General features: G+C 69.7%; 18 protein-coding genes. 4 read left to right on the top strand and 14 right to left on the bottom strand.

From position 1 onward, the window contains the following. Positions 1 to 40: 40 nt before the first annotated feature. On the bottom strand, positions 41 to 2,089 hold the full coding sequence (locus OG252_RS15025; protein ID WP_266432790.1) for an APC family permease: 2,049 nt from the start codon (positions 2,087 to 2,089) through the stop codon (positions 41 to 43). A gap of 387 nt (positions 2,090 to 2,476) precedes the next feature. Between OG252_RS15025 and metH the strand changes: the two genes are divergently transcribed. The 3 genes from metH to OG252_RS15040 all read left to right on the top strand — a co-directional run bounded on the left by metH (position 2,477) and on the right by OG252_RS15040 (position 7,520). Further along, positions 2,477 to 5,998 carry a methionine synthase gene (metH, locus tag OG252_RS15030; RefSeq protein WP_329336603.1) on the top strand — a complete coding sequence of 1,174 codons (3,522 nt, stop codon included), beginning with the start codon at positions 2,477 to 2,479 and terminating at the stop codon, positions 5,996 to 5,998. Positions 5,999 to 6,171: 173 nt separating this feature from the next. Continuing rightward, complete coding sequence (locus OG252_RS15035) at positions 6,172 to 6,843, top strand: potassium channel family protein (protein WP_266432794.1); 672 nt, start codon at positions 6,172 to 6,174, stop codon at positions 6,841 to 6,843. After that, positions 6,843 to 7,520: a potassium channel family protein gene (locus OG252_RS15040; protein WP_266432797.1), complete on the top strand. Its 678-nt coding sequence runs from the start codon at positions 6,843 to 6,845 to the stop codon at positions 7,518 to 7,520. Before OG252_RS15035 ends, OG252_RS15040 begins: the two co-directional genes overlap by 1 nt. Positions 7,521 to 7,619: 99 nt before the next feature. Here the strand turns inward: OG252_RS15040 and OG252_RS15045 are convergent, their stop codons facing one another. From OG252_RS15045 to OG252_RS15085, 9 genes are all read right to left on the bottom strand, one after another. Continuing rightward, positions 7,620 to 8,381 carry a DUF3159 domain-containing protein gene (locus tag OG252_RS15045; protein ID WP_266432799.1) on the bottom strand — a complete coding sequence of 254 codons (762 nt, stop codon included), beginning with the start codon at positions 8,379 to 8,381 and terminating at the stop codon, positions 7,620 to 7,622. 3 nt (positions 8,382 to 8,384) lie between these two features. Continuing rightward, a complete protein-coding gene (locus OG252_RS15050) occupies positions 8,385 to 8,783 on the bottom strand; it encodes an OB-fold nucleic acid binding domain-containing protein (protein WP_266432801.1) in 399 nt (132 codons plus the stop codon). Between the two features lie 304 nt (positions 8,784 to 9,087). After that, positions 9,088 to 9,771, bottom strand: coding sequence for a response regulator (locus OG252_RS15055; protein WP_266432803.1), 684 nt, complete (start codon positions 9,769 to 9,771; stop codon positions 9,088 to 9,090). After that, positions 9,768 to 12,317: a sensor histidine kinase gene (locus OG252_RS15060; RefSeq protein WP_329336607.1), complete on the bottom strand. Its 2,550-nt coding sequence runs from the start codon at positions 12,315 to 12,317 to the stop codon at positions 9,768 to 9,770. The genes OG252_RS15055 and OG252_RS15060 overlap by 4 nt, the downstream gene beginning before the upstream one ends. Before the next feature lie 135 nt (positions 12,318 to 12,452). Continuing rightward, positions 12,453 to 13,145 (bottom strand): ABC transporter ATP-binding protein, encoded by a 693-nt coding sequence (locus tag OG252_RS15065; protein ID WP_329336609.1) that lies wholly within the window; start codon positions 13,143 to 13,145, stop codon positions 12,453 to 12,455. 60 nt (positions 13,146 to 13,205) lie between these two features. Further along, the gene (locus OG252_RS15070) at positions 13,206 to 14,387 is read right to left on the bottom strand and encodes an alginate lyase family protein (RefSeq protein ID WP_329336611.1); all 1,182 of its coding nucleotides are present in this window, start codon (positions 14,385 to 14,387) and stop codon (positions 13,206 to 13,208) included. A 147-nt stretch (positions 14,388 to 14,534) separates the two neighbouring features. Next, positions 14,535 to 15,308 carry a DUF3710 domain-containing protein gene (locus tag OG252_RS15075; protein ID WP_266432811.1) on the bottom strand — a complete coding sequence of 258 codons (774 nt, stop codon included), beginning with the start codon at positions 15,306 to 15,308 and terminating at the stop codon, positions 14,535 to 14,537. Between the two features lies 1 nt (position 15,309). After that, positions 15,310 to 15,870 carry a dUTP diphosphatase gene (gene dut, locus OG252_RS15080; protein ID WP_266432813.1) on the bottom strand — a complete coding sequence of 187 codons (561 nt, stop codon included), beginning with the start codon at positions 15,868 to 15,870 and terminating at the stop codon, positions 15,310 to 15,312. Further along, positions 15,867 to 16,451, bottom strand: a complete 585-nt coding sequence (locus tag OG252_RS15085; RefSeq protein ID WP_266432815.1) for a PaaI family thioesterase — start codon at positions 16,449 to 16,451, stop codon at positions 15,867 to 15,869. Before OG252_RS15085 ends, dut begins: the two co-directional genes overlap by 4 nt. A gap of 58 nt (positions 16,452 to 16,509) precedes the next feature. Between OG252_RS15085 and OG252_RS15090 the strand changes: the two genes are divergently transcribed. Continuing rightward, complete coding sequence (locus tag OG252_RS15090; RefSeq protein ID WP_266432817.1) at positions 16,510 to 16,971, top strand: DUF3093 domain-containing protein; 462 nt, start codon at positions 16,510 to 16,512, stop codon at positions 16,969 to 16,971. Positions 16,972 to 17,090: 119 nt separating this feature from the next. On the opposite strand, the gene OG252_RS15095 is transcribed toward OG252_RS15090, so the two are convergent. The 4 genes from OG252_RS15095 to OG252_RS15110 all read right to left on the bottom strand — a co-directional run bounded on the left by OG252_RS15095 (position 17,091) and on the right by OG252_RS15110 (position 20,648). Then, positions 17,091 to 18,023: a hypothetical protein gene (locus OG252_RS15095; protein WP_329336614.1), complete on the bottom strand. Its 933-nt coding sequence runs from the start codon at positions 18,021 to 18,023 to the stop codon at positions 17,091 to 17,093. Positions 18,024 to 18,036: 13 nt separating this feature from the next. Beyond that, positions 18,037 to 18,333, bottom strand: coding sequence for a DUF4193 domain-containing protein (locus tag OG252_RS15100; protein WP_005481602.1), 297 nt, complete (start codon positions 18,331 to 18,333; stop codon positions 18,037 to 18,039). A gap of 405 nt (positions 18,334 to 18,738) precedes the next feature. Then, entirely contained in the window at positions 18,739 to 19,989 is a 1,251-nt protein-coding gene (locus OG252_RS15105; protein WP_329336617.1) for a sensor histidine kinase, read from the bottom strand. A gap of 5 nt (positions 19,990 to 19,994) precedes the next feature. Next, a complete protein-coding gene (locus OG252_RS15110) occupies positions 19,995 to 20,648 on the bottom strand; it encodes a response regulator transcription factor (protein WP_007385219.1) in 654 nt (217 codons plus the stop codon). Positions 20,649 to 20,964: the final 316 nt, after the last annotated feature.

The following is a 20,964-nucleotide window of genomic DNA, read 5'->3' on the forward strand; positions in this document are numbered from 1 at the left end:
TGCGTAAGGGGGTGTGACTGCGGGACAACAGCCCACCAGTCTACTTCGGTGGCGACGACTCCTTCGCCCGCTCCTGGGCGGGCCCGCGCCGCACCGAGCCGGGGGCGTTCCACTCCTGCCGCTTGCGGGCCCGCTTCCGCGCCACCTCGGAGGACTGCAACTGGTAGGGCACCGAGGTCACCATGACGCCGGGCGTGAACAGCAGCCGGCCCTTCAGCCTGAGCGCGCTCTGGTTGTGCAGCAACTGCTCGTACCAATGGCCGACCACGTACTCGGGGATGATCACGGACACCACATCGCGCGGGGACTCCTTGCGCAGGCCCTTGACGTACTCGATGATCGGCCGCGTGATCTCGCGGTACGGCGAGTCGAGCACCTTGAGCGGAACGGTGATCCCGCGCCGCTCCCACTCCTCGCGCAGCGCCTTGGTCTCCGCCGGGTCGACGTTGACGCTGAGCGCCTCCAGGGTGTCCGAGCGCATCAGCTTGGCGTACGCCAGTGCCCGCAGCGTCGGCCGGTGGATCTTCGAGATCAGCACGACGGAGTGCACGCGGGACGGCCGTACGCTGTCGTCGCTCGGGCCCTCGGGGGCCGCGATCTCCTCGGAGACCCGGTCGTAGTGCTTACGGATGGCCGTCATCGTCGCGTAGAAGATCACCATGCCGAGCAGCGCGACCCAGGCGCCGTGCGTGAACTTGGTGACCAGTACGACGACCAGCACCAGGCCCGTGAAGAAGGCGCCGAAGGTGTTGATCGCGCGGGAGCGGATCATGCGGCGGCGCTTGGCCTGGTCCTTCTCGGTGGCGAGGTGGCGGTTCCAGTGACGGACCATGCCGGTCTGGCTGAGTGTGAAGGACACGAACACGCCGACGATGTAGAGCTGGATCAGGCGCGTCGAGTCGGCGCCGTAGATCCACACGAGGAGTCCGGCCGCACCGGCGAGCAGCACGATGCCGTTGGAGAAGGCGAGCCGGTCGCCGCGGGTGTGCAGCTGGCGGGGCAGGTAGCGGTCCTGGGCGAGGATCGAACCGAGCAGCGGGAAGCCGTTGTACGCGGTGTTCGCCGCCAGGAACAGCACCAGCGCGGTGGCCGCGGCGAGCACGATGAACAGGAAGCTGCCCTTGCCGAAGACGGCCTCGGCGACCTGCGAGATCACCGGGTTCTGCACGTAGTCCGAACCGAGCGCGACGCCGTTGTCGAGGAGGTCCACGGCCGGGTTCTCGGCCATGCGGACCTTGGTGAACGCGGCCAGCGCGATGATGCCGCAGAACATGGTGACGGCAAGCAGGCCCATCGCCGCGAGCGTGCTCGCCGCGTTCTTGGACTTGGGCTTGCGAAAGGCCGGGACACCGTTGGAGATCGCCTCGACGCCGGTGAGCGCGGCGCAGCCGGAGGAGAAGGCACGCAGCAGGAGGAAGACGAGGGCGAAGCCCGCCAGGCCCTGGTGCTCGGCCTTGATCTCGTATCCCGCCGTCGGCGCCCGCAAGGTGTCATCGAGGACCAGCCCCCGGAACGCACCCCACGAGATCATGATGAAGACGCCCGCGACGAAGACGTACGTCGGAATCGCGAACAGCGAGCCCGACTCCTTGACCCCGCGCAGGTTCATCAGCGTCAGCAGCACGATCACGGCGACCGCGCAGAGCACCTTGTGCTCGACCACGAAGGGGATCGCGGAGCCGAGGTTCTCGATGCCGGAGGAGATGGAGACGGCCACGGTGAGGACGTAGTCGACAAGCAGGGCGCTGGCGACCGTGAGGCCCGCCTTGGGGCCGAGGTTGGTGTTGGCCACCTCGTAGTCGCCGCCGCCGCTCGGGTAGGCGTGCACGTTCTGCCGATAGGAGGCGACCACCGTGAACATCAGCACGACGACCGCGACGGCGATCCAGGGGCTGAAGTGGTACGCCGACACGCCCGCGATGGAGAGGACCAGCAGCACCTCTCCGGGCGCGTACGCCACGGAGGACAGCGGGTCGGAAGCGAAGACGGGGAGAGCGATGCGCTTCGGCAGGAGCGTTTCCCCGAGCCGATCACTGCGCAGTGCGCGCCCGATCAGGATCCGTTTGGGCACGTCGGTCAGTTTGGACACAACAGAGGATCGTAGGCGTTCGAACGCGGGGCCGCCCACCCGCCACCCCACTTCCGCGCCCTGTCTGCTCTCCGGGTGAAATCAGCGACGGTCCGGCTGCGGATTCCGCGGCCCGCGAGGTCCTGCCTATATGACTAATCCCCGACCGTTCGCCCGGCCACCGCCGCCCGCTGGAGGTTCCATGCACACGACCGCAGAACTGATCGGCGCAGCCGGCACCCTCGTCGGCCTCGGCGTCCTCACCCTCATCAGCGTCAGGCGTATCAGCCGTCGTTGATCGCCTCGGATCTCCTTGGCGACACCGATTGGGGTGGCGAGTACCGTTGCACCGAGCACGCCGTCCCCGGCAGCTAAGCCGACAGCCGTCGCACCCGAAGGAGCCCTTTCATGGCCTCTGTGCCGCCGACCCCTTCCGCCGACAGCCGGACTCGTGTGTCCGCGCTTCGAGACGCGCTCGCCTCCCGGGTGGTGGTGGCCGACGGAGCGATGGGCACCATGCTCCAGGCGCAGGACCCCACGCTGGAGGACTTCGAGAACCTCGAGGGCTGCAACGAGATCCTGAACCTGACCCGCCCCGACATCGTGCGCTCCGTCCACGAGGCGTACTTCGCCGTGGGCGTCGACTGCGTCGAGACCAACACCTTCGGCGCCAACCACGCCGCCCTCGGCGAGTACGACATCGCCGACCGCGTGTACGAACTGTCGGAGGCGGGTGCCCGCATCGCCCGCGAGGTGGCCGACGAGTTCACCGCCTCGACCGGGCAGCAGCGCTGGGTGCTGGGCTCGATGGGGCCGGGTACCAAACTGCCGACGCTGGGACATGCCCCGTACAAGGTGCTGCGCGACGCCTACCAGCAGAACGCCGAGGGCATGATCGCGGGTGGCGCCGACGCGCTGCTCGTCGAGACCACGCAGGACCTCCTCCAGACCAAGGCCGCCGTGCTGGGCGCCCGCCGCGCCCTCGACGCCCTGGGCGAGGACCGCCCGCTGATCGTCTCGGTGACCGTCGAGACGACCGGGACGATGCTGCTGGGTTCGGAGATCGGCGCGGCGCTGACCGCGCTGGAGCCGCTGGGCATCGACATGATCGGCCTCAACTGCGCCACCGGCCCCGCCGAGATGAGCGAGCACCTGCGCTATCTGTCCCGCCACTCCCGCATTCCCCTGTCCTGCATGCCGAACGCGGGCCTCCCCGTCCTCGGCAAGGACGGCGCCCACTACCCGCTCACCGCCCCGGAACTGGCCGACGCCCAGGAGACCTTCGTCCAGGAGTACGGCCTGTCCCTGGTCGGTGGCTGCTGCGGTACGACGCCGGAGCATCTGCGTCAGGTGGTGGAGCGGGTGCGTGACCTGACTCCGACCGCGCGTGATCCGCGTCCGGAGCCGGGTGCGGCGTCGTTGTATCAGACGGTGCCGTTCCGTCAGGACACCGCGTATATGGCGATCGGGGAGCGGACGAACGCGAACGGGTCGAGGAAGTTCCGTCAGGCGATGCTGGAGGGCCGCTGGGACGACTGTGTGGAGATCGCCCGCGAGCAGATCCGCGAGGGCGCCCACATGCTCGACCTGTGCGTGGACTACGTCGGCCGGGACGGGGTCGCGGACATGGAGGAGCTGGCCGGCCGGTTCGCGACCGCCTCCACGCTGCCGATCGTGCTGGACTCCACCGAGGTCGACGTCCTTGCGGCCGGACTGGAGAAACTCGGCGGACGCGCGGTGATCAACTCGGTCAACTACGAGGACGGCGACGGCCCCGACTCCCGCTTCGCCAAGGTCACCCGGCTCGCCCGGGAACACGGCGCGGCACTGATCGCGCTGACCATCGACGAACAGGGCCAGGCCCGCACCGTCGAGCACAAGGTCGCCATCGCCGAACGCCTCATCGAGGACCTGACGACGAACTGGGGCATCCACGAGTCCGACATCCTCATCGACACCCTGACCTTCACCATCTGCACCGGCCAGGAGGAATCCCGCGGCGACGGCATCGCCACCATCGGGGCCATCCGCGAACTCAAGGCCCGCCACCCGGACGTGCAGACCACCCTGGGACTGTCGAACATCTCCTTCGGTCTCAACCCGGCCGCCCGGATGCTCCTCAACTCCGTCTTCCTGGACGAGTGCGTCAAGGCCGGCCTGGACTCGGCGATCGTCCACGCGAGCAAGATTCTCCCCATCGCCCGCTTCACCGAGGAGGAAGTCACCACCGCCCTGGACCTGATCTACGACCGGCGGGCGGAGGGCTATGACCCGCTGCAGAAGCTGATGGCCCTGTTCGAGGGCGCCACCACCAAGTCGCTGAAGGCCGGGCGGGCCGAGGAGCTGGCCGCGCTGCCGCTGGAGGAGCGCCTCAAGCGGCGCATCATCGACGGCGAGAAGAACGGCCTGGAGCAGGATCTGGACGCCGCCCTGCAGACCCGTCCGGCGCTGGACATCGTCAACGAGACGCTGCTGGACGGCATGAAGGTGGTCGGGGAGCTGTTCGGGTCGGGGCAGATGCAGCTGCCGTTCGTGCTGCAGTCCGCCGAGGTGATGAAGACCGCGGTCGCCTACCTGGAACCGCACATGGAAAAGGTCGAGGGCGACGAGGCCGGCAAGGGCACCATCGTGCTGGCCACGGTGCGCGGCGACGTCCACGACATCGGCAAGAACCTGGTCGACATCATCCTGTCGAACAACGGCTACAACGTGATCAACCTGGGCATCAAGCAGCCCGTCTCCGCGATCCTGGAGGCCGCCGAGGAACACAGGGCGGACGTGATCGGCATGTCCGGGCTGCTGGTCAAATCCACGGTGATCATGAAGGAGAACCTCCAGGAACTCAACCAGCGCGGCCTGGCCGCCGACTTCCCCGTCATCCTGGGCGGCGCCGCCCTGACAAGGGCCTACGTCGAGCAGGACCTGCACGAGATCTACCAGGGCGAAGTCCGCTACGCCCGGGACGCCTTCGAGGGCCTGCGCCTGATGGACGCCCTGATCGGCGTCAAACGCGGCGTGCCCGGCGCGGTGCTGCCCGAACTCAAACAACGCCGCGTGCGCCCCGCCGCCGCGGTCGAGGCGGAGGAGCGCCCCGCCGAGGGCGCGGTCCGCTCCGACGTGGCCGTCGACAACCCGGTCCCCGCCCCGCCGTTCTGGGGCAGCCGCGTCATCAAGGGCATCCAGCTCAAGGAATACGCCGCCTGGCTCGATGAGGGCGCCCTGTTCAAGGGCCAGTGGGGACTGAAGCAGGCCCGCACCGGCGACGGACCCACCCATGAGGAACTCGTCGAGAGTGAGGGCCGGCCCCGGCTGCGCGGCCTGCTCGACCTGCTCCAGCGGGACAACCTCCTGGAGGCCGCCGTGGTCTACGGCTACTACCGCTGCGTGTCCAAGGACGACGACCTGATCCTGCTGGACGAGCAGGGCAACGAGACCACCCGCTTCACCTTCCCCCGCCAGCGCCGCGGCCGCCGGCTGTGTCTGGCCGACTTCTTCCGCCCCGAGGAATCCGGCGACACCGACGTGGTCGGCCTGCAGGTCGTCACCGTCGGCTCAAAGATCGGCGAGCAGACCGCGAAACTCTTCGAGGCCAACGCCTACCGCGACTACCTCGAACTGCACGGCCTGTCCGTCCAGCTCGCCGAGGCCCTCGCCGAGTACTGGCACGCCCGGGTCCGCTCCGAACTCGGCTTCGCCGGCCAGGACCCCGACGCCATGGAAGACATGTTCGCCCTCAAATACCGCGGCGCCCGCTTCTCCCTGGGCTACGGCGCCTGCCCCAACCTCGAAGACCGCGCCAAGATCGCCGACCTCCTGAAACCCGAACGGATCGGCGTCCACCTCTCCGAGGAATTCCAGCTCCACCCCGAACAGTCCACCGACGCCATCGTCATCCACCACCCCGAAGCCAAATACTTCAACGCACGCTGAACGAAATCCGCGCCCTCCGTGGATGAGGGCATGGACGGAGTTGCGGCATAAGCTCGTCTTCGGGCAACGACGGACACTGTTGCCCGTTGTTGCCCGGCAGACTGAGAGAGAAGAGTGATCAGGGTGTTTTCGCAGGTCATCGGGATGACCAGGACTGCGGGGTAGGGCCACAAGTGCACATCGTCATCATGGGCTGCGGGCGAGTGGGTTCCGCTCTCGCCCAGACCCTGGAGCAGCAGGGGCACACGGTCGCCGTGGTCGACCAGGACCCCACCGCATTCCGACGCCTGGGCTCCGGGTTCGGCGGCCGTCGGGTCACCGGCGTCGGCTTCGACCAGGACACCCTGCGCGAGGCGGGCATCGAGGAGGCCGGCGCCTTCGCCGCGGTCTCCAGCGGGGACAACTCGAACATCATCGCCGCGCGCGTGGCCCGCGAGATGTTCGGCATCGAGAACGTCGCGGCCCGGATCTACGACCCCCGGCGTGCCGAGGTCTACCAGCGCCTGGGCATCCCGACCGTGGCCACCGTCCGCTGGACGGCCGACCAGATGCTGCGCCGCCTGCTTCCCTCGGGCGCCGAGCCGCTGTGGCGTGACCCCACCGGTGGCGTCCAGCTCGCCGAGGTGCACACCGCCGCGTCCTGGGTGGGCCAGCGGATCAGCCGCCTCCAGGAGGAGACCGGTGTGCGCGTGGCGTTCCTGACCCGGCTCGGCGAGGCGATCCTGCCCTCCTCGCAGACGGTGTTGCAGGAGGGTGACCTGGTGCACGTGATGATGCGCACCGACGAGGTCGACAAGGTCGAGGCGGCGTTCGCCAAGGGTCCCGAAGAGGAGGGCGGTCACTGATGAGGGTCGCCATTGCCGGTGCCGGTGCGGTGGGCCGCTCGATCGCGGGCGAACTGCTGGAGAACGGCCACGAGGTCCTGCTCATCGACAAGGCGCCGACCGCCATCTCGGTCGAGCGCGTCCCGCAGGCGGAGTGGCTGCTGGCCGACGCCTGTGAGATCACGTCCCTGGACGAGGCCGCGCTGCAGCGCTGCAACGTGGTGATCGCCGCGACCGGCGACGACAAGGTCAACCTGGTCGTCTCCCTGCTGGCGAAGACGGAGTACGGCGTTCCGCGCGTCGTCGCCCGGGTGAACAACCCGAAGAACGAGTGGCTGTTCAACGAGTCCTGGGGCGTGGACGTGGCGGTCTCCACCCCGCGCCTGATGTCGGCCCTGGTCGAGGAGGCGGTGAGCGTCGGCGACCTGGTCCGGCTGCTCCGCTTCAGCCACGGCGACGCCAACCTCGTCGAACTGACCCTGCCCGAGGAGTCGGCCCTGGCCGGCACCCAGGTCAGCGACGTGGAATGGCCGGAGGACACGTCCCTGGTCACGATCATCCGCGGCACCCGCGTTCTCACCCCGTCCCAGGAGGACTCCCTGGAGGCGGGCGACGAACTCCTCTTCGTGGCCGCCCCGGCCCGCGAGGAGCAGCTGGAGGACCTGCTGTCGGTGCGCAAGGACGACGTGGCGAGCTGAGCCCTGCGGCCGTACGGCGAGAGCGGAACCGACGAGAAGGGGCGCCCTGAATCCTCAGGGCGCCCCTTCTCGTCGTTCGTGTCTCGCTCCTGCCGGGAACTACGCCTCCCGACGGTGCCCCGAAGCAGCACCCGAACCAGCCTCCGCGGCCGCCTTCTTGGCCTCGGCCGCCTTCTCCTCCGCCTCCATCTCGGCGAACACGTCGATCGGCGCGGGCGCCTTCGCCAGGAACACCCAGGTCAGATAGACGGCCAGCAGGAACGGCGGGATCTTGAGGGCGATCAGGACCCAGCCCAGCTGGGTCGTGTCGGCCCACCAGTACAGCGGGAAGAGGATCGCGCACTTGGCGAGCAGGATCAGGCCCCAGGCCCAGCTGGCCTTGGCGTACGCCTTCTTGCGGCCCGGGTTGCGGGTGCGCCAGGAGAGGTTCTCCTTGAAGACCGGGCCGAGGATCAGGCCGATCAGCGGGACGCCGCAGAGGGTCGTGATGATGTAGGCGAGGCCCAGGCCGAGCGTGTAGAGCATGCCGGGCAGGTAGAAGTCCTTGGCGTTGCCGGTCATCATCGCGAAGACGACACCGAAGGCGACGCCGAAGACACCGCTGAAGGCGTGCTTGACGGTGTCCCGCATCGCCAGCCGGACCACGACCAGCAGCAGGGACACACCGAGCGCGGCGATCGCCGACAGGTGCAGGTCCTTGTTGATCGTGTAGATGGTGACGAACAGCAGGCCGGGCAGGACGGTCTCGACCATGCCCCGCACGCCGCCGAAGGCTTCGAACAGCGCGGCCTCGGTCACCGCCCGGGCGTCCCGCTGCGCAGTGGCTTCGGTGTCTTGGGTCGGCTTGTCGAGCGACGTCACCGGCTACTCCCGTCCGAGGGGTCTGAGTTCGTATTTCGGATTGAACAGCACCCGGCGGCCCCGGCTCATCGAGATCCGGCCCGATGCGATCAGCTTGCGCCCGGGCTCTATCCCCACGATGGAGCGCCTGCCGAGCCACACCACGTCCAGCGCGGCGGAGCCGTCGAACAGCTCGGCCTCCAGGGCGGGGACGCCCGCACGCGGGCGCAGGGTGACCGTGCGCAAGGTACCAGTAACCGTGACGACCTGGCGGTCCTGGCAGTCACCGATGCGCGTGCAGCCCGCGGTCGCGGTGTCCTCCCGCAGCTCCTCGGACTCCAGGTCCTCCTGCGACGAGGAGAGCCGGCCGAGCATGCGCCGGAACCGGCCCGCCGGCTTCTCGGAACGAGGAACAGCACTCATGTCTGAAGCGTACCGGGGCCCGCCGACAGCTACGTACCCCCGGGGCTGGCGCTCGAACCGATACCCCATCCCCGGCTCCGCGATACTGCACCCCCGGGGACAACCCCCGGACCCCCGGCCCCCCTCCGGCTCACCGCTCAAACCGATACCCCATCCCCGGCTCCGCGATACTGCACCACCCCGGGGACAACCCCCGGACCCCCGGCCCCCCTCCGGCTCACCGCTCAAACCGATACCCCATCCCCGGCTCCGCGATACTGCACCCCCCGGGGACAACCCCCGGACCCCCGGCCCCCCCTCCGGCTCACCGCTCAAACCGATACCCCATCCCCGGCTCCGTGATGAAGTGCTTGGGATGTGCGGGGTCCGCCTCCAGCTTGCGCCTCAGCTGGGCCATGTAGACCCGCAGGTAGTTCGTCTCCGTGCCGTACGACGGCCCCCACACCTCCTGGAGCAGTTGCCGCTGGCTGACCAGGCGGCCGGTGCTGCGCACCAGCACCTCCAGCAGATGCCACTCCGTGGGCGTCAGCCGTACGTCCTTGCCGTGCTTCTGGACCTTCTTCGCGGCCAGGTCGACGGTGAACTCGTCGGTCTCCACCAGCACCTCGTCCTCACCGGCGCCGGTCGGCTCGGCGCGGCGGACGGCGGCGCGCAGCCGGGCGAGCAGCTCGTCCATGCCGAAGGGCTTGGTCACGTAGTCGTCGGCGCCCGCGTCCAGCGCCTCGACCTTCTCGTCGGAGGTGTGCCGGGCGGACAGCACCAGGATCGGCACCCGGGTCCAGCCGCGCAGGCCCTTGATCACCTCGACGCCGTCCATGTCGGGCAGGCCCAGGTCGAGGACCACCACGTCCGGGTGGCGGGCGGCGGCCAGTTCGAGGGCGGTGGCGCCGTCGTGCGCCGCGTCGACCTCGTACTTGCGCGCCCTGAGGTTGATCACGAGGGCGCGCACGATCTGCGGCTCGTCGTCGATCACCAGCACCCGGGTCATGTGACCTGCCTTTCGGGTCGTACGGGGTGAAGCAGCTGCTCGGGACTCGGTCCTGCCGCCGCCCGCAGCGTGAGAACCATGGTGAGGCCGCCGCCGGGCGTGTCCTCCGCGTCGAGGGTGCCCCCGATGGCCTCGGCGAAGCCGCGCGCGACAGCCAGGCCGAGTCCGACGCCGGCGCCGCGCGGGGCGTCGCCGTAACGCTGGAAGGGCTCGAAGATGCGTTCCTTGGCATCGTCGGGGACGCCCGGCCCCCGGTCGACCACCCGCACCTCCACGCGGTCCGCGATGGCGCTGGCGGACACCAGGACCGCCTCGCCGGCCGGGCTGTACTTCACGGCGTTCTCCACCAGGTTGGCCACCGACCGCTCCAGCAGCCCCGGATCCACGGCCACCATGGGCAGCGTCTCCGGGATGTCCAGCTCGGCGCTGCCCTCGGGCACCCCGCCGAGCGCCATCGGCACCACCTCGTCGAGGTCGATCTCCCGGATCAGCGGGGTGACCGTGCCGGTCTGCAGCCGGGACATGTCGAGCAGGTTGCCCACGAGGTGGTCGAGCCGGTCGGCGCCGTCCTCGATGCCCTCCAGCAGCTCCGCCTGGTCCTCCTCGGACCATTCCACGTCGTCGGACCGCAGCGACGAGACGGCCGCCTTGATCCCGGCCAGGGGCGTACGCAGGTCATGGCTCACGGCGGCCAGCAGCGCGGTGCGGATCCGGTTGCCCTCGGCCAGCGCGCGGGCCCGCTCGGCCTCCTCCTGCAGGCGCCGCCGGTCCAGTACCACCGCGGCCTGCGCGGCGAAGGCGGCCAGCACCCGGCGGTCCTCGGCCGGCAGCACCCGGCCGGTCAGCGCGAGCGCCATGTGGTCCGACACCGGCACGTCCACGTCGGCGTCCTCGGGCCGGTCCACGGGCCGTCCGAGGCCGACCCGGCCCGCGCAGGTCCAGGGGTCGACGTCGCTCTCGCGTTCCAGCAGGGCCGCCGACTCCATGCCGAAGGTCTCGCGGACGCGCTCCAGGAGGTCCTCCAGGCCGGTCTCGCCGCGCAGTACGTTGCCCGCGAGGAAGGAGAGGATCTCCGACTCGGCGCGCAGCCGGGCCGCCTGATGGGTGCGGCGGGCGGCGAGGTCGACCACGGAGGCCACCGACACACCGACGCCGACGAAGATCGCGATGGCGACGATGTTCTTCGGGTCGGCGATGGTCCAGTGGTGCACGGGCGGTGTGTAGAAGTAGTTCAGCAGCAGGGAACCGACCGCGGCCGAGCCCAGCGCGGGCAGCAGCCCGCCGAGCAGGGCGGCCGCGACCACGGCGGTCAGGAACAGCAGCATGTCGTTGGCGAGGCCGAGGTGCACGGTGCTGAGCAGAACGGCCATGATCACCGGACCGAGCACGCCGACCGCCCAGCCCCAGATGATCCGGGCCCGGCCGAGCCGCGCGCCCCGGGCCACCGGCAGGCCGCGCCCCTTGGCGACCTCCTCGTGCGTGACGATGTGCACGTCGAGGTCGGGTCCCGACTCGCGGGCCACGGTCGTTCCGACGCCGGGTCCGAAGACGTACTGCCAGGTCTTGCGGCGCGAGGAGCCGAGGACGACCTGGGTGGCGTTCACGCCGCGCGCGAAGTCCAGCAACGCGGCCGGTATGTCGTCGCCCACGACGTGGTGGAAGGTGCCGCCCAGGTCCTCGACCAGCGCGCGCTGGACGGCCAGTTCCTTCGGGGAGGCCGAGGTCAGGCCGTCGCTGCGGGCTATGTACACCGCCAGCACCTCACCGCCGGCGCCCTTCTCCGCCAGCCGCGCCGCCCGCCGGATCAGCGTCCGCCCCTCCGGGCCGCCGGTCAGCCCGACCACGATCCGCTCCCGCGAACCCCAGATCTTCGACACCCGGTGATCGCTTCGGTACTGCTTCAGATAGGCGTCCACCCGGTCGGCCACCCACAACAGCGCCAGTTCCCGCAGCGCGGTCAGGTTGCCGGGCCGGAAGTAGTTCGAGAGGGCCGCGTCGACCTTGTCGGGCCGGTAGATGTTGCCGTGCGCCATCCGCCGCCGCAGCGCCTGTGGCGACATGTCGACCAGCTCGATCTGATCCGCCCGCCGCACCACCTCGTCCGGCACCGTCTCCTGCTGCCGCACCCCCGTGATCGCCTCGACCACGTCCCCCAGCGACTCCAGATGCTGGATGTTGACGGTCGTGATGACGTCGATCCCGGCCGCCAGCAGCTCCTCCACGTCCTGCCACCGCTTGGCGTTGCGCGCGCCGGGGACATTGGTGTGGGCCAGTTCGTCCACCAGGGCGACGGCGGGCGTCCTCCGGAGAACGGCATCGACGTCCATCTCCGTGAACACCCCGCCCCGGTACTCCAGCTCCCGGCGCGGGATCTGCTCCAGACCGTGCAGCATCACCTCGGTGCGCGACCGGCCGTGGTGCTCCACGAAGGCCACCACGCAGTCCGTGCCCCGCTCGACACGCCGGTGCGCCTCGGACAGCATCGCGTACGTCTTGCCGACGCCCGGTGCCGCACCGAGGTAGATCCGAAGCTTGCCGCGTCCCATGGCCTCATTGTCTTCCGGTCACTGCTGCCCACGCAGCGTCGACCTTACGGCCAATAATCGCGACAAATGGGTCCGGGAGCGGTCCGTGGACCGTCTTTGACGCAACCCTGACGCGCCGGAGCCGGCCGGCGGCCGTCACGTCCCGACGATCTCCCCGTCGCTCAGCTCCAGGACCCGGTCGGCGAGGTCCAGCAGGTTCGCGTCGTGCGTGGCGACCAGCGCGGTGACCTGCTCACTGCGTACGACGGCACGCAGCAGCTCCATCACGGCGTGGCCGGTCTCCGCGTCCAGCTGGCCGGTCGGCTCGTCGGCGACGAGGAGCGAGGGGCTGTTGGCGAGGGCCCGGGCGATGGCGACCCGCTGCTGCTGGCCGCCGGAGAGCTCCCCGGGCCGCTGCTGCGCGTGGTCGGCGAGGCCGACCAGGGACAGCAGCAGTTCGACACGCTCCTCCCGCTCGCGAGGGTCGGCCCGGCGCAGCCGCATCGGCACGCCGACGTTCTCGGCGGCCGTGAGGATCGGGATCAGCCCGAAGGACTGGAAGACGAACCCGATACGGTCCCGGCGCAGCGCCAGCAGCCCGCCCTCGCCCAGCTCCGCGAGGTCGAGCCCGTCGACCGTGACCCGCCCCTCGTCCGGTACGTCGAGCCCGCCGACGATGTTGAGGAGCGTGGTCTTCCCGGATCCCGAGCGCCCCTTGAGGGCGACGAGTTCGCCGCGCGGCACCTCGAAGGAGACCCCGCGCAGGGCGTGGACCGCGGCGGCCGAGTCGCCGTACGACTTACGCACGTTCTCGACGCGCACCATGGTCTCGGTGACCACCTGAGTCATACGTCCTCCCCCGTGAACCGGGCGCCAGTATCGCCAACCGGCGCCCGGCAGTTCAACGGTTCAGCTCGGGTTGTCCCCGTGGGTGAGCGTTTCCCAGGCCACGAAGAGGTTGTTGGTGCCGGCCGGGCGGTTGCGCTCGGTCAGCGTCTGCGTATTGGTCATGGGCATGCCAAGCCTGTGATGCAGGGCGTTGTAGCCGACCTCTGTGACCGGCCCGAGCCCGAGGTGCAGCGAGCCGCCGCACAGCCAGCTCGGCACGGCCGTACCCAGTTCGTACTTGGCCTGGAACCCGAGCGCCTGCCGCAGCCGTTCGCCGACGTCGGTGCCGTACAGGTCCTGGCCCTGGATCCGGCTGGTCTCGGCGACATGGGAGATCGCCGAGATGCCGTAGCCGGTGTGCGTGAGGTCGCGGCAGGTCTCCTGGGTGAGCCCGGTGACGAAGGTCGACTGGCCCTGCCAGTACCTGACGATCTTGTCCCTGGTGTCGAGGTTCTGGCTCGGCACGGTCTTCGGCAGCTCCCCGTCGGAGGCGAGGTAGACGAAGGCGGCCGTGCGCGTCCGGAACCTCGCCATGGCCTTGTCGTACGACGCCTTGTCCTCCAGGTGGACGGCGATGCCGACGGCGGCCTCCATCATCGACAGCTCCCAGTTGCCGTTGGAGTGGAAACCGTTGATGACCTCGGGCAGGTAGACGTTCCGCAGCATGGCCGCGAAGCGGCCGGAGTTGGCCCAGCTCCCGGTGTACGTGTGCTTGATGATCTCGGCGGCCCTCGGCCAGGAGGAGCCGGCCCAGCCGGTCTGCAGGGGCGCGTTGCTGTTGGTGTGGTCCTTGATCACGGCGGACCAGGCGTCCATCAGCTCGACGGCCTTCTTCGCGTGGCGCTCATCGCGGGTGACGTACCAGGCGAGCGCGTGGGTGTACGCGGCGATGGCGTCTTCGCGCTCGTCGGTGCAGCCGTGGTTCGGGTTCGAGTACGAGCCGCACTCGACGATCGCGCGCGGCCTCGGCGTGCGGTTCAGGTCGGCGTACTTGCTCGCCAGCATCCGGTCGAAGGCGCCCTTCCAGGGCTGGGCGCCGGCGTTGACCTTGGTGCGGGCGAAGTCCAACTGGCCCTTGGAGACGGCGACTCCGGGATGGGCGAAGGCCGCGGGGGCGGCCTCGGCGCGTGGCGCGGTCGGCTGCGCGAGGAGACCGCCCAGGACGAGGGCGGTGACGGTCGCGAGGAGGGGGGTACGACGCATGACGGCTCCGTTCTCATACATGAACACGGGGCGCCCTCATGAACCAGGCGTTGGGCCGAGACCGTAGGTACAGACCAATCCGTCGTCAAGGGTCCGCGCACGAGAAAGGGCCGCATCCCCACGGGATGCGGCCCTCCTGGTGTCTGTCTAGCGGACCTCGGTGATCTCCGGTCCGCGCTGCAACTGGCCCATGCCGCCGGAGAAGCGGGACGTGCCGTCGTCCTGCTGGACGCCCTCGGGGACCATCTGCGCGTCGTTCGGCAGCTTCAGGACGATCGGGTCGCGGGGGGCCATCGGGCCCTCGCCGCGGACCACGACCGTGTCCCGGAAGATCTGCTCCAGCAGTCCCGCGGCCTGCGGCTGTACCGCGCCCTGGCCCGAGATGACACCGCGCAGGAACCAGCGGGGACCGTCCACACCGACGAACCGCACCACCTGGAAGCCACCCGTGCCGTCCGGCAGCTGCACCGGCACCTGGGCGCGCAGCTCCCAGCCCAGCGGACCCTCGACCTCGTCGACGATGCCGCCCTGCTGGGTGATGCCCGACCCGATCTCCTCGCGCACCTCGCCCCAGATGCCCTCGCGCTTGGGGGCGGCGAAGGCCTGCAACTGGATGGCGCTGTCCCGCAGGACGACGGTCGCCGCGACGATCGCGTCGCCCGCGACCTCGACCCGCAGCTCCATGCCGTCGACGCCGGGCACGAGCAGACCGCCCAGGTCCACCCGGCCCTCGGCCGGGTCCCGCACCTCGGAGTCGTCCCAGGGCCCGTCGGGCCGCGGCTCCGGCTCCAGCCTCACGCGCGGGCGCCCGCCCTCGTCCTCGACCTTGTCGTCCGCCTCAGTGTCGACACCGTCGACGACCTGCTCGGGCTCGCCGGCCGCGTCCTCGGCGGCACCCTTCTTCTTGCGACGTCCGAACACGTCACTGTCCTTCCCGGTCGGATACGACCGAAGCGTATCGATTCCCACCCGCTGTGCCGCCGTCGGCGGCCTGACCGCTTGTGCTGTTTGTGCTGCTCGAGCCACCCACAGCCGCATGGCCGCCGGTGGACCCGAAGCCCCCCTCGGCCCGAGCCGAGTCGGGAAGCTCCGCGACCTCCTGGAAGCGGACCTTCTCGACCTGCTGGACGACCAGTTGGGCAATCCGGTCGAAGCGCTCGAACCGCACGGACTCGCGCGGGTCGAGATTCACCACGATCACCTTGATCTCCCCACGGTACCCGGCATCTACCGTCCCCGGGGCATTCACGAGAGCGACACCGCAGCGGGCGGCGAGGCCGGACCGTGGGTGCACGAAGGCCGCGTACCCCTCCGGCAGCGCCACAGACACCCCCGTGGGCAACACGGCCCGTTCGCCCGGCTTCAGTTCACGGCTCTCGGTGGTGCGCAGATCGGCTCCCGCGTCACCGGGATGCGCGTACGTCGGAAGCGGTACGTCGGGATCGACGCGGCGGATCAGCACGTTCACGGGGTCACGGCTCACGGGTTCACCTCGAAGGCACGGGCACGCCGGACCTGGTCCGGGTCGTCCATGGCCGCCCGGATCTCCTCCGGGCGGCCGTTCTCCACGAAGTGGTCGACCTTCACCTCGACGAAGAGGGCGTCGGCGCGGACGGCGACCGGCCCGTCGGGGCCGCCGATGCGTCCGGTGGCGGTCGAGTAGATCTTCCGCCCGGCCACCGCCGTCACCTCGGCCGCCAGGTGCAGCGTCGTACCGACCGGCACGGGGCGTACGAAGTCCGTCTCCAGCCGCCCGGTCACCGCGATCGTCCGCAGCAGCCAGTTCAGCGAGCCGAGGGTCTCGTCGAGGGCCGAGGCGAGTACCCCGCCGTGGGCGAGGCCCGGCGCGCCCTGATGGGCGGGCCGCACGGTGAACTCGGCCGTGATGGTGACACCCTCGCCGGCCCGCGCCTCCAGGTGCAGCCCGTGCCGCTGCCCGTCGCCACAGCCGAAACACTGGTCGTAGTGCGCGCCGAGGAGCTCACCGGGCGCGGGAGCGTCCGGGTGCCGCACGGGTTTCACCGCATCGGCGGGAGGCTTAAGAGCTGCGGAAGTACCACTCACAGCCGCAGACCTTACCCGCGCGTCGGACCGATCCGGACACCGTGCCAAGCTTGGCTTCATGCAGCTCTCCGCCACCCCGTACGAAGAACGCCTCACCGCCCCCCGCACCTGGTGGCTGATCTCTTTCCTGGTCGGGGTCTCGATGGCGTTGATCCTGCTGCCCTTCGGCACGCTGCCGCTGCTCGGCGGCCTGGTCGGCGGGACGGCCGTGGCGGCGGTCGTGGCCAGTTCGTACGGCTCGCCGCGGATCCGCGTCGTGGGCGGGTTCCTGATCGCGGGCGAGGCGAAGATCCCGGTGGCGGCCCTGGGCGATGCCCAGGTCCTGGACCCGGAGGAGGCGCGCGCCTGGCGTACCTACAAGGCCGACACCCGCGCCTTCCTGCTGCTGCGCGCCTACATCCCCACCGCGCTGCGCGTGGAGGTCACAGACCCGGCCGACCCGACGCCGTACCTGTACCTGTCGACGCGTGAGCCGGAGCGGCTGGCGGAGGCACTCGAGTCGGCGCGCGCGGCGGCGTAGGGACCGACGTAGAACACTCGGGCGGGGCTTCACCCGAAGATCCGCCACGGGCTGCGCCGAGGCGGGCCAGAATCTTTTTCACCGCCGCGCAAAAACTTCACCGCCGCGCAAAAACTTCGTCAGGGCCCGATTTCTTTGTGTCCGCGGCCGAGTCCCTTCGGAATGTCCCCCATATTGAGCGGATCCTCGGGGGACTCCAGCCGGGGCAGTTCGACAAGCGCGTCCCAAGGCACCTGGATCTTGCGGAGATCCGACCGGATCCGCTCCGCGAGTTTTCTTGTGTCCCGGCGGTTCATGACCGCTCCGACGGCCGCGCCGACCATGAACGGCATCAGGTTCGGCAGGTTGCGCACCACGCGTTTCATGATCTGCTGCCGCAGTTGATGCTTCAACGGGCTGTTGAGCGCCGCACTCACCGTGGACGGCTTGGACATGTCGATGCCGCGCTCTCCCGACCAGGAGTCGAGATACGCGGTGCTGCGCTGCTTGAGATTGCCCGGCGGCCGGACGCCGTAGACCTCGTGGAGTTCGGCGATCAGCTTGAGCTCGATCGCGGCGACGCCGGTGATCTCGGCGGCCAGTTCGGTCGGCATGGCGGGCGGCACGGGCATCATGGCCGCCGCTCCGATGCCCGCTCCGACCGTCGCGGTGGCGCTCGCGGCGCCGGCCACGAGCTTGTCCGCGAGCTCCTCGGGCCCCAGCCCGGGGAACTGCCTGCGAAGCGTCGCGAGGTCCCGTACGGGGATCCTCGGGGCGTTGTCGATGATGCGGTCGGCGATGTACGCCAGGCCCGCCCTGGCCCGGCTGCCGCCCTTGCGAACCCCTTCCCGGGCCTTGTCCCGGATCACCGCGCCCCGCCGCCTGGCGACGGGCGCGGAGGTCTCGGCCGGCGCCGGAAGTCCGGGCCGGCCGGCCGCCGGTTCGAGCGAGGCCGATCCCTGATCGGATGAGCCCCGCTCGTCGTCACGCGCGCCGAGCCGCCCTTCGGACGGCTCCTGGTCCGCTCCCGGTAGGTGGAAGCGGCGCTTCCGAGGTGGGGTCGAGCCAGTCACGGCCGACCCGCCCTCAGTCGCAGTCGCGGCAGATCGGCTGACCGTTCTTCTCGCGGGCCAGCTGGCTGCGGTGGTGCACCAGGAAGCAGCTCATGCAAGTGAACTCGTCCTGCTGCTTGGGCAGCACCCGGACGGCCAGCTCTTCGTTCGAGAGGTCCGCGCCGGGCAGTTCGAGGCCTTCGGCGGCTTCGAACTCGTCGACATCCACTGCGGAGGTCGACTTGTCGTTCCGGCGAGCCTTCAGTTCTTCAAGGCTGTCCGAGTCGACGTCGTCGTCGGTCTTGCGTGGGGTGTCGTAGTCGGTTGCCATGTCGCTCTCCCCCTCTGGGTGTCTGCGGTGTCTCCAGCGCACGTAACGCGTGAGAGGCCGGACTTGTGCCCGACCCGAGGCGGAGATTTTGCCTCACATCAAGGTCTGTTACTCAATCGACACCCAACCGGACTCCTCTTGAGTGATCGGGTTGGATGGCGATCGGGACCGTACACGGTCCGAATCCCGCACTTCAAAGGCGTCTCACCGTGTACTTCCCGTGATCAGGACCCCTGAAAACCCGGATTTTCCCGGCTTTCCGACAGGGTGCATGATCACGGAGAGTAGATGGCCGGAAATTCGTCCTTGTGATCGATCACACACCGAGTTGTCCGGAAGGCGCCGCAAAAATTCCGCGCAAAGCGAACATCTCCGTGTGTTGGATCGAGTGCGGGGGCCATGATCTCAGACGGGAAGGGTCACCCGCATCACGAGTCCACCTCCCTCGCGCGGTTGCGCCGAGATGTGGCCGCCGTGCGCCCGGGCCACGGACCGGACGATGGACAGTCCGAGTCCGACGCCCTTGTCGCTGCCCGTGCGCTCCGTGCGCAGCCGCCGGAACGGCTCGAAGAGGTTGTCGATCTCGTACGCCGGCACCACCGGGCCCGTGTTGGACACCACGAGCACCGCCTGACCGTGCTGCACCTCCGTCGTCACCTCGACCCAGCCGCCCTCCGGCACGTTGTACCGCACGGCGTTCTGTACGAGGTTCAGGGCGATCCGCTCCAGCAGCACGCCGTTGCCCTGGACGACCGCGGGCTTCTGCTCGCCGCGGATCACCACGCCCTTGGCCAGCGCCTCGCCGTGCACCTGGTCGACCGCCTGCTCGGCCACCTCGGCGAGGTCGACCGGCTTGCGCTCGACGATCTGGTTGTCGCTGCGGGCGAGCAGCAGCAGCCCCTCGACGAGCTGCTCACTGCGCTCGTTGGTGGCCAGCAGCGTCTTGCCGAGCTGCTGCAGCTCCACCGGCGCGTTCGGATCGGACAGGTGCACCTCGAGGAGCGTGCGGTTGATCGCGAGCGGGGTTCTCAGCTCGTGCGAGGCGTTGCCGACGAAGCGCTGCTGCGCCGTGAACGCCCGCTGCAGCCGCTCCAGCATCTCGTCGAAGGTGTCGGCCAGCTCCTTGAGCTCGTCGTCCGGACCGTCCAGCTCGATACGGCGGGACAGGTCCGAGCCCGCCACCGCGCGCGCGGTGCGGGTGATCCGGCCGAGCGGCGACAGAACGCGGCCCGCCATGGCGTAGCCGAAGGCGAAGGCGATCACGGCGAGACCGAGCAGGGCCAGCAGCGAACGGCTGAGCAGGTTGTCCAGGGCGACCTGGCGCTGATGGTCGATGCAGTCACTGATGGCTGCGTTGAACTCGGGGAGCGTCAGGTTGCTCGTGTTGTTGACGGCCGGGCAGTTGTCGCTGGTGACCTTGATCGAATCGCCGCCAGCGATCTTGAACAGCGGTTCGTTGCCCGTGTTCAGCGCCTGCGCGGCGAGCAGGTAGATGATCGACAGCAGCAGGATGCCGGCGATCAGGAACATGCCGCCGTACAGCAGCGTGAGCCTTATGCGGATGGTCGGGCGCAGCCACGGAAAGGGCGGCTCCGGCCTCCGCGGGTCCCAGGTGGGCTTCGGGGGCGCCTGGGGAGGCGCCGGGGTCGCTGCCACGGCGGTCAGATCCGGTAGCCGGAGCCGGGGACGGTCACGATGACTGGCGGCTCACCGAGCTTTCGGCGCAGGGTCATGACGGTCACCCGCACGACGTTGGTGAACGGGTCGGTGTTCTCGTCCCACGCCTTCTCCAGGAGCTGCTCGGCCGAGACGACCGCGCCCTCGCTGCGCATCAGCACCTCCAGGACGGCGAACTCCTTGGGCGCCAGCTGGACTTCCTTGCCGTCGCGGAAGACCTCGCGGCGGTTCGGGTCGAGCTTGATCCCGGCCCGCTCCAGGACGGGCGGCAGGGGCACGCTGGTGCGCCGGCCCAGGGCACGCACGCGTGCCGTCAGCTCGCTGAACGCGAAGGGCTTGGGCAGATAGTCGTCGGCGCCGATCTCCAGCCCCTCGACCCGGTCGCTGACGTCACCGGACGCCGTGAGCATCAGCACGCGGGTGGGCATGCCGAGTTCGACGATCTTGCGGCACACGTCGTCGCCGTGCACGAGAGGCAGGTCACGGTCGAGGACGACCACGTCGTAGTCGTTCACGCCGATGCGTTCCAGGGCGGCCGCACCGTCGTACACGACGTCGACGGCCATGGCCTCCCGGCGCAGTCCGGTGGCCACCGCATCGGCGAGCAGCTGCTCGTCCTCGACGACGAGTACGCGCACGTCGCTTGTCCTTCCTGTGTCCACCCGCGTAGCGCTTCTGGGGCATGCGGGCAGGGGGCTTGGTGAGTGTGTTGACCTCCATCCTGCCCTTTTCGGCCATAAGTCGGCTGTAAGGCGGGTGAGCACGGTCTGAAGGACGGGTGTGAGGCCGGGGAATGCGAGATTTTCTCGACGGGTTGAGGTTTCCGTGGAAGGGAGCGGGGGGAGGACGGCTTTACACCCCGCGATCACGCTCTGCATGTGCCGCACCACCATGTGGCACGCCGCGATCCGCTTGCCGCAGAGTGGGCGTGGGTGTCCGGCACCGTCGCCGCCC

It is taken from the genome of Streptomyces sp. NBC_01352 (assembly GCF_036237295.1).
Taxonomy (GTDB): Bacteria; Actinomycetota; Actinomycetes; order Streptomycetales; family Streptomycetaceae; genus Streptomyces; species Streptomyces plumbiresistens.

Excerpts from the sequence above, each read along its gene's own strand:
- metH (WP_329336603.1), top strand. The coding sequence starts at position 2,477 with ATGGCCTCTGTGCCGCCGACCCCTTCCGCCGACAGCCGGACTCGTGTG.
- OG252_RS15040 (WP_266432797.1), top strand. The coding sequence starts at position 6,843 with ATGAGGGTCGCCATTGCCGGTGCCGGTGCGGTGGGCCGCTCGATCGCG.
- OG252_RS15050 (WP_266432801.1), bottom strand. The coding sequence starts at position 8,783 with ATGAGTGCTGTTCCTCGTTCCGAGAAGCCGGCGGGCCGGTTCCGGCGC.
- OG252_RS15055 (WP_266432803.1), bottom strand. The coding sequence starts at position 9,771 with ATGACCCGGGTGCTGGTGATCGACGACGAGCCGCAGATCGTGCGCGCC.
- OG252_RS15060 (WP_329336607.1), bottom strand. The coding sequence starts at position 12,317 with ATGGGACGCGGCAAGCTTCGGATCTACCTCGGTGCGGCACCGGGCGTC.
- OG252_RS15065 (WP_329336609.1), bottom strand. The coding sequence starts at position 13,145 with ATGACTCAGGTGGTCACCGAGACCATGGTGCGCGTCGAGAACGTGCGT.
- OG252_RS15070 (WP_329336611.1), bottom strand. The coding sequence starts at position 14,387 with ATGCGTCGTACCCCCCTCCTCGCGACCGTCACCGCCCTCGTCCTGGGC.
- OG252_RS15090 (WP_266432817.1), top strand. The coding sequence starts at position 16,510 with ATGCAGCTCTCCGCCACCCCGTACGAAGAACGCCTCACCGCCCCCCGC.
- OG252_RS15100 (WP_005481602.1), bottom strand. The coding sequence starts at position 18,333 with ATGGCAACCGACTACGACACCCCACGCAAGACCGACGACGACGTCGAC.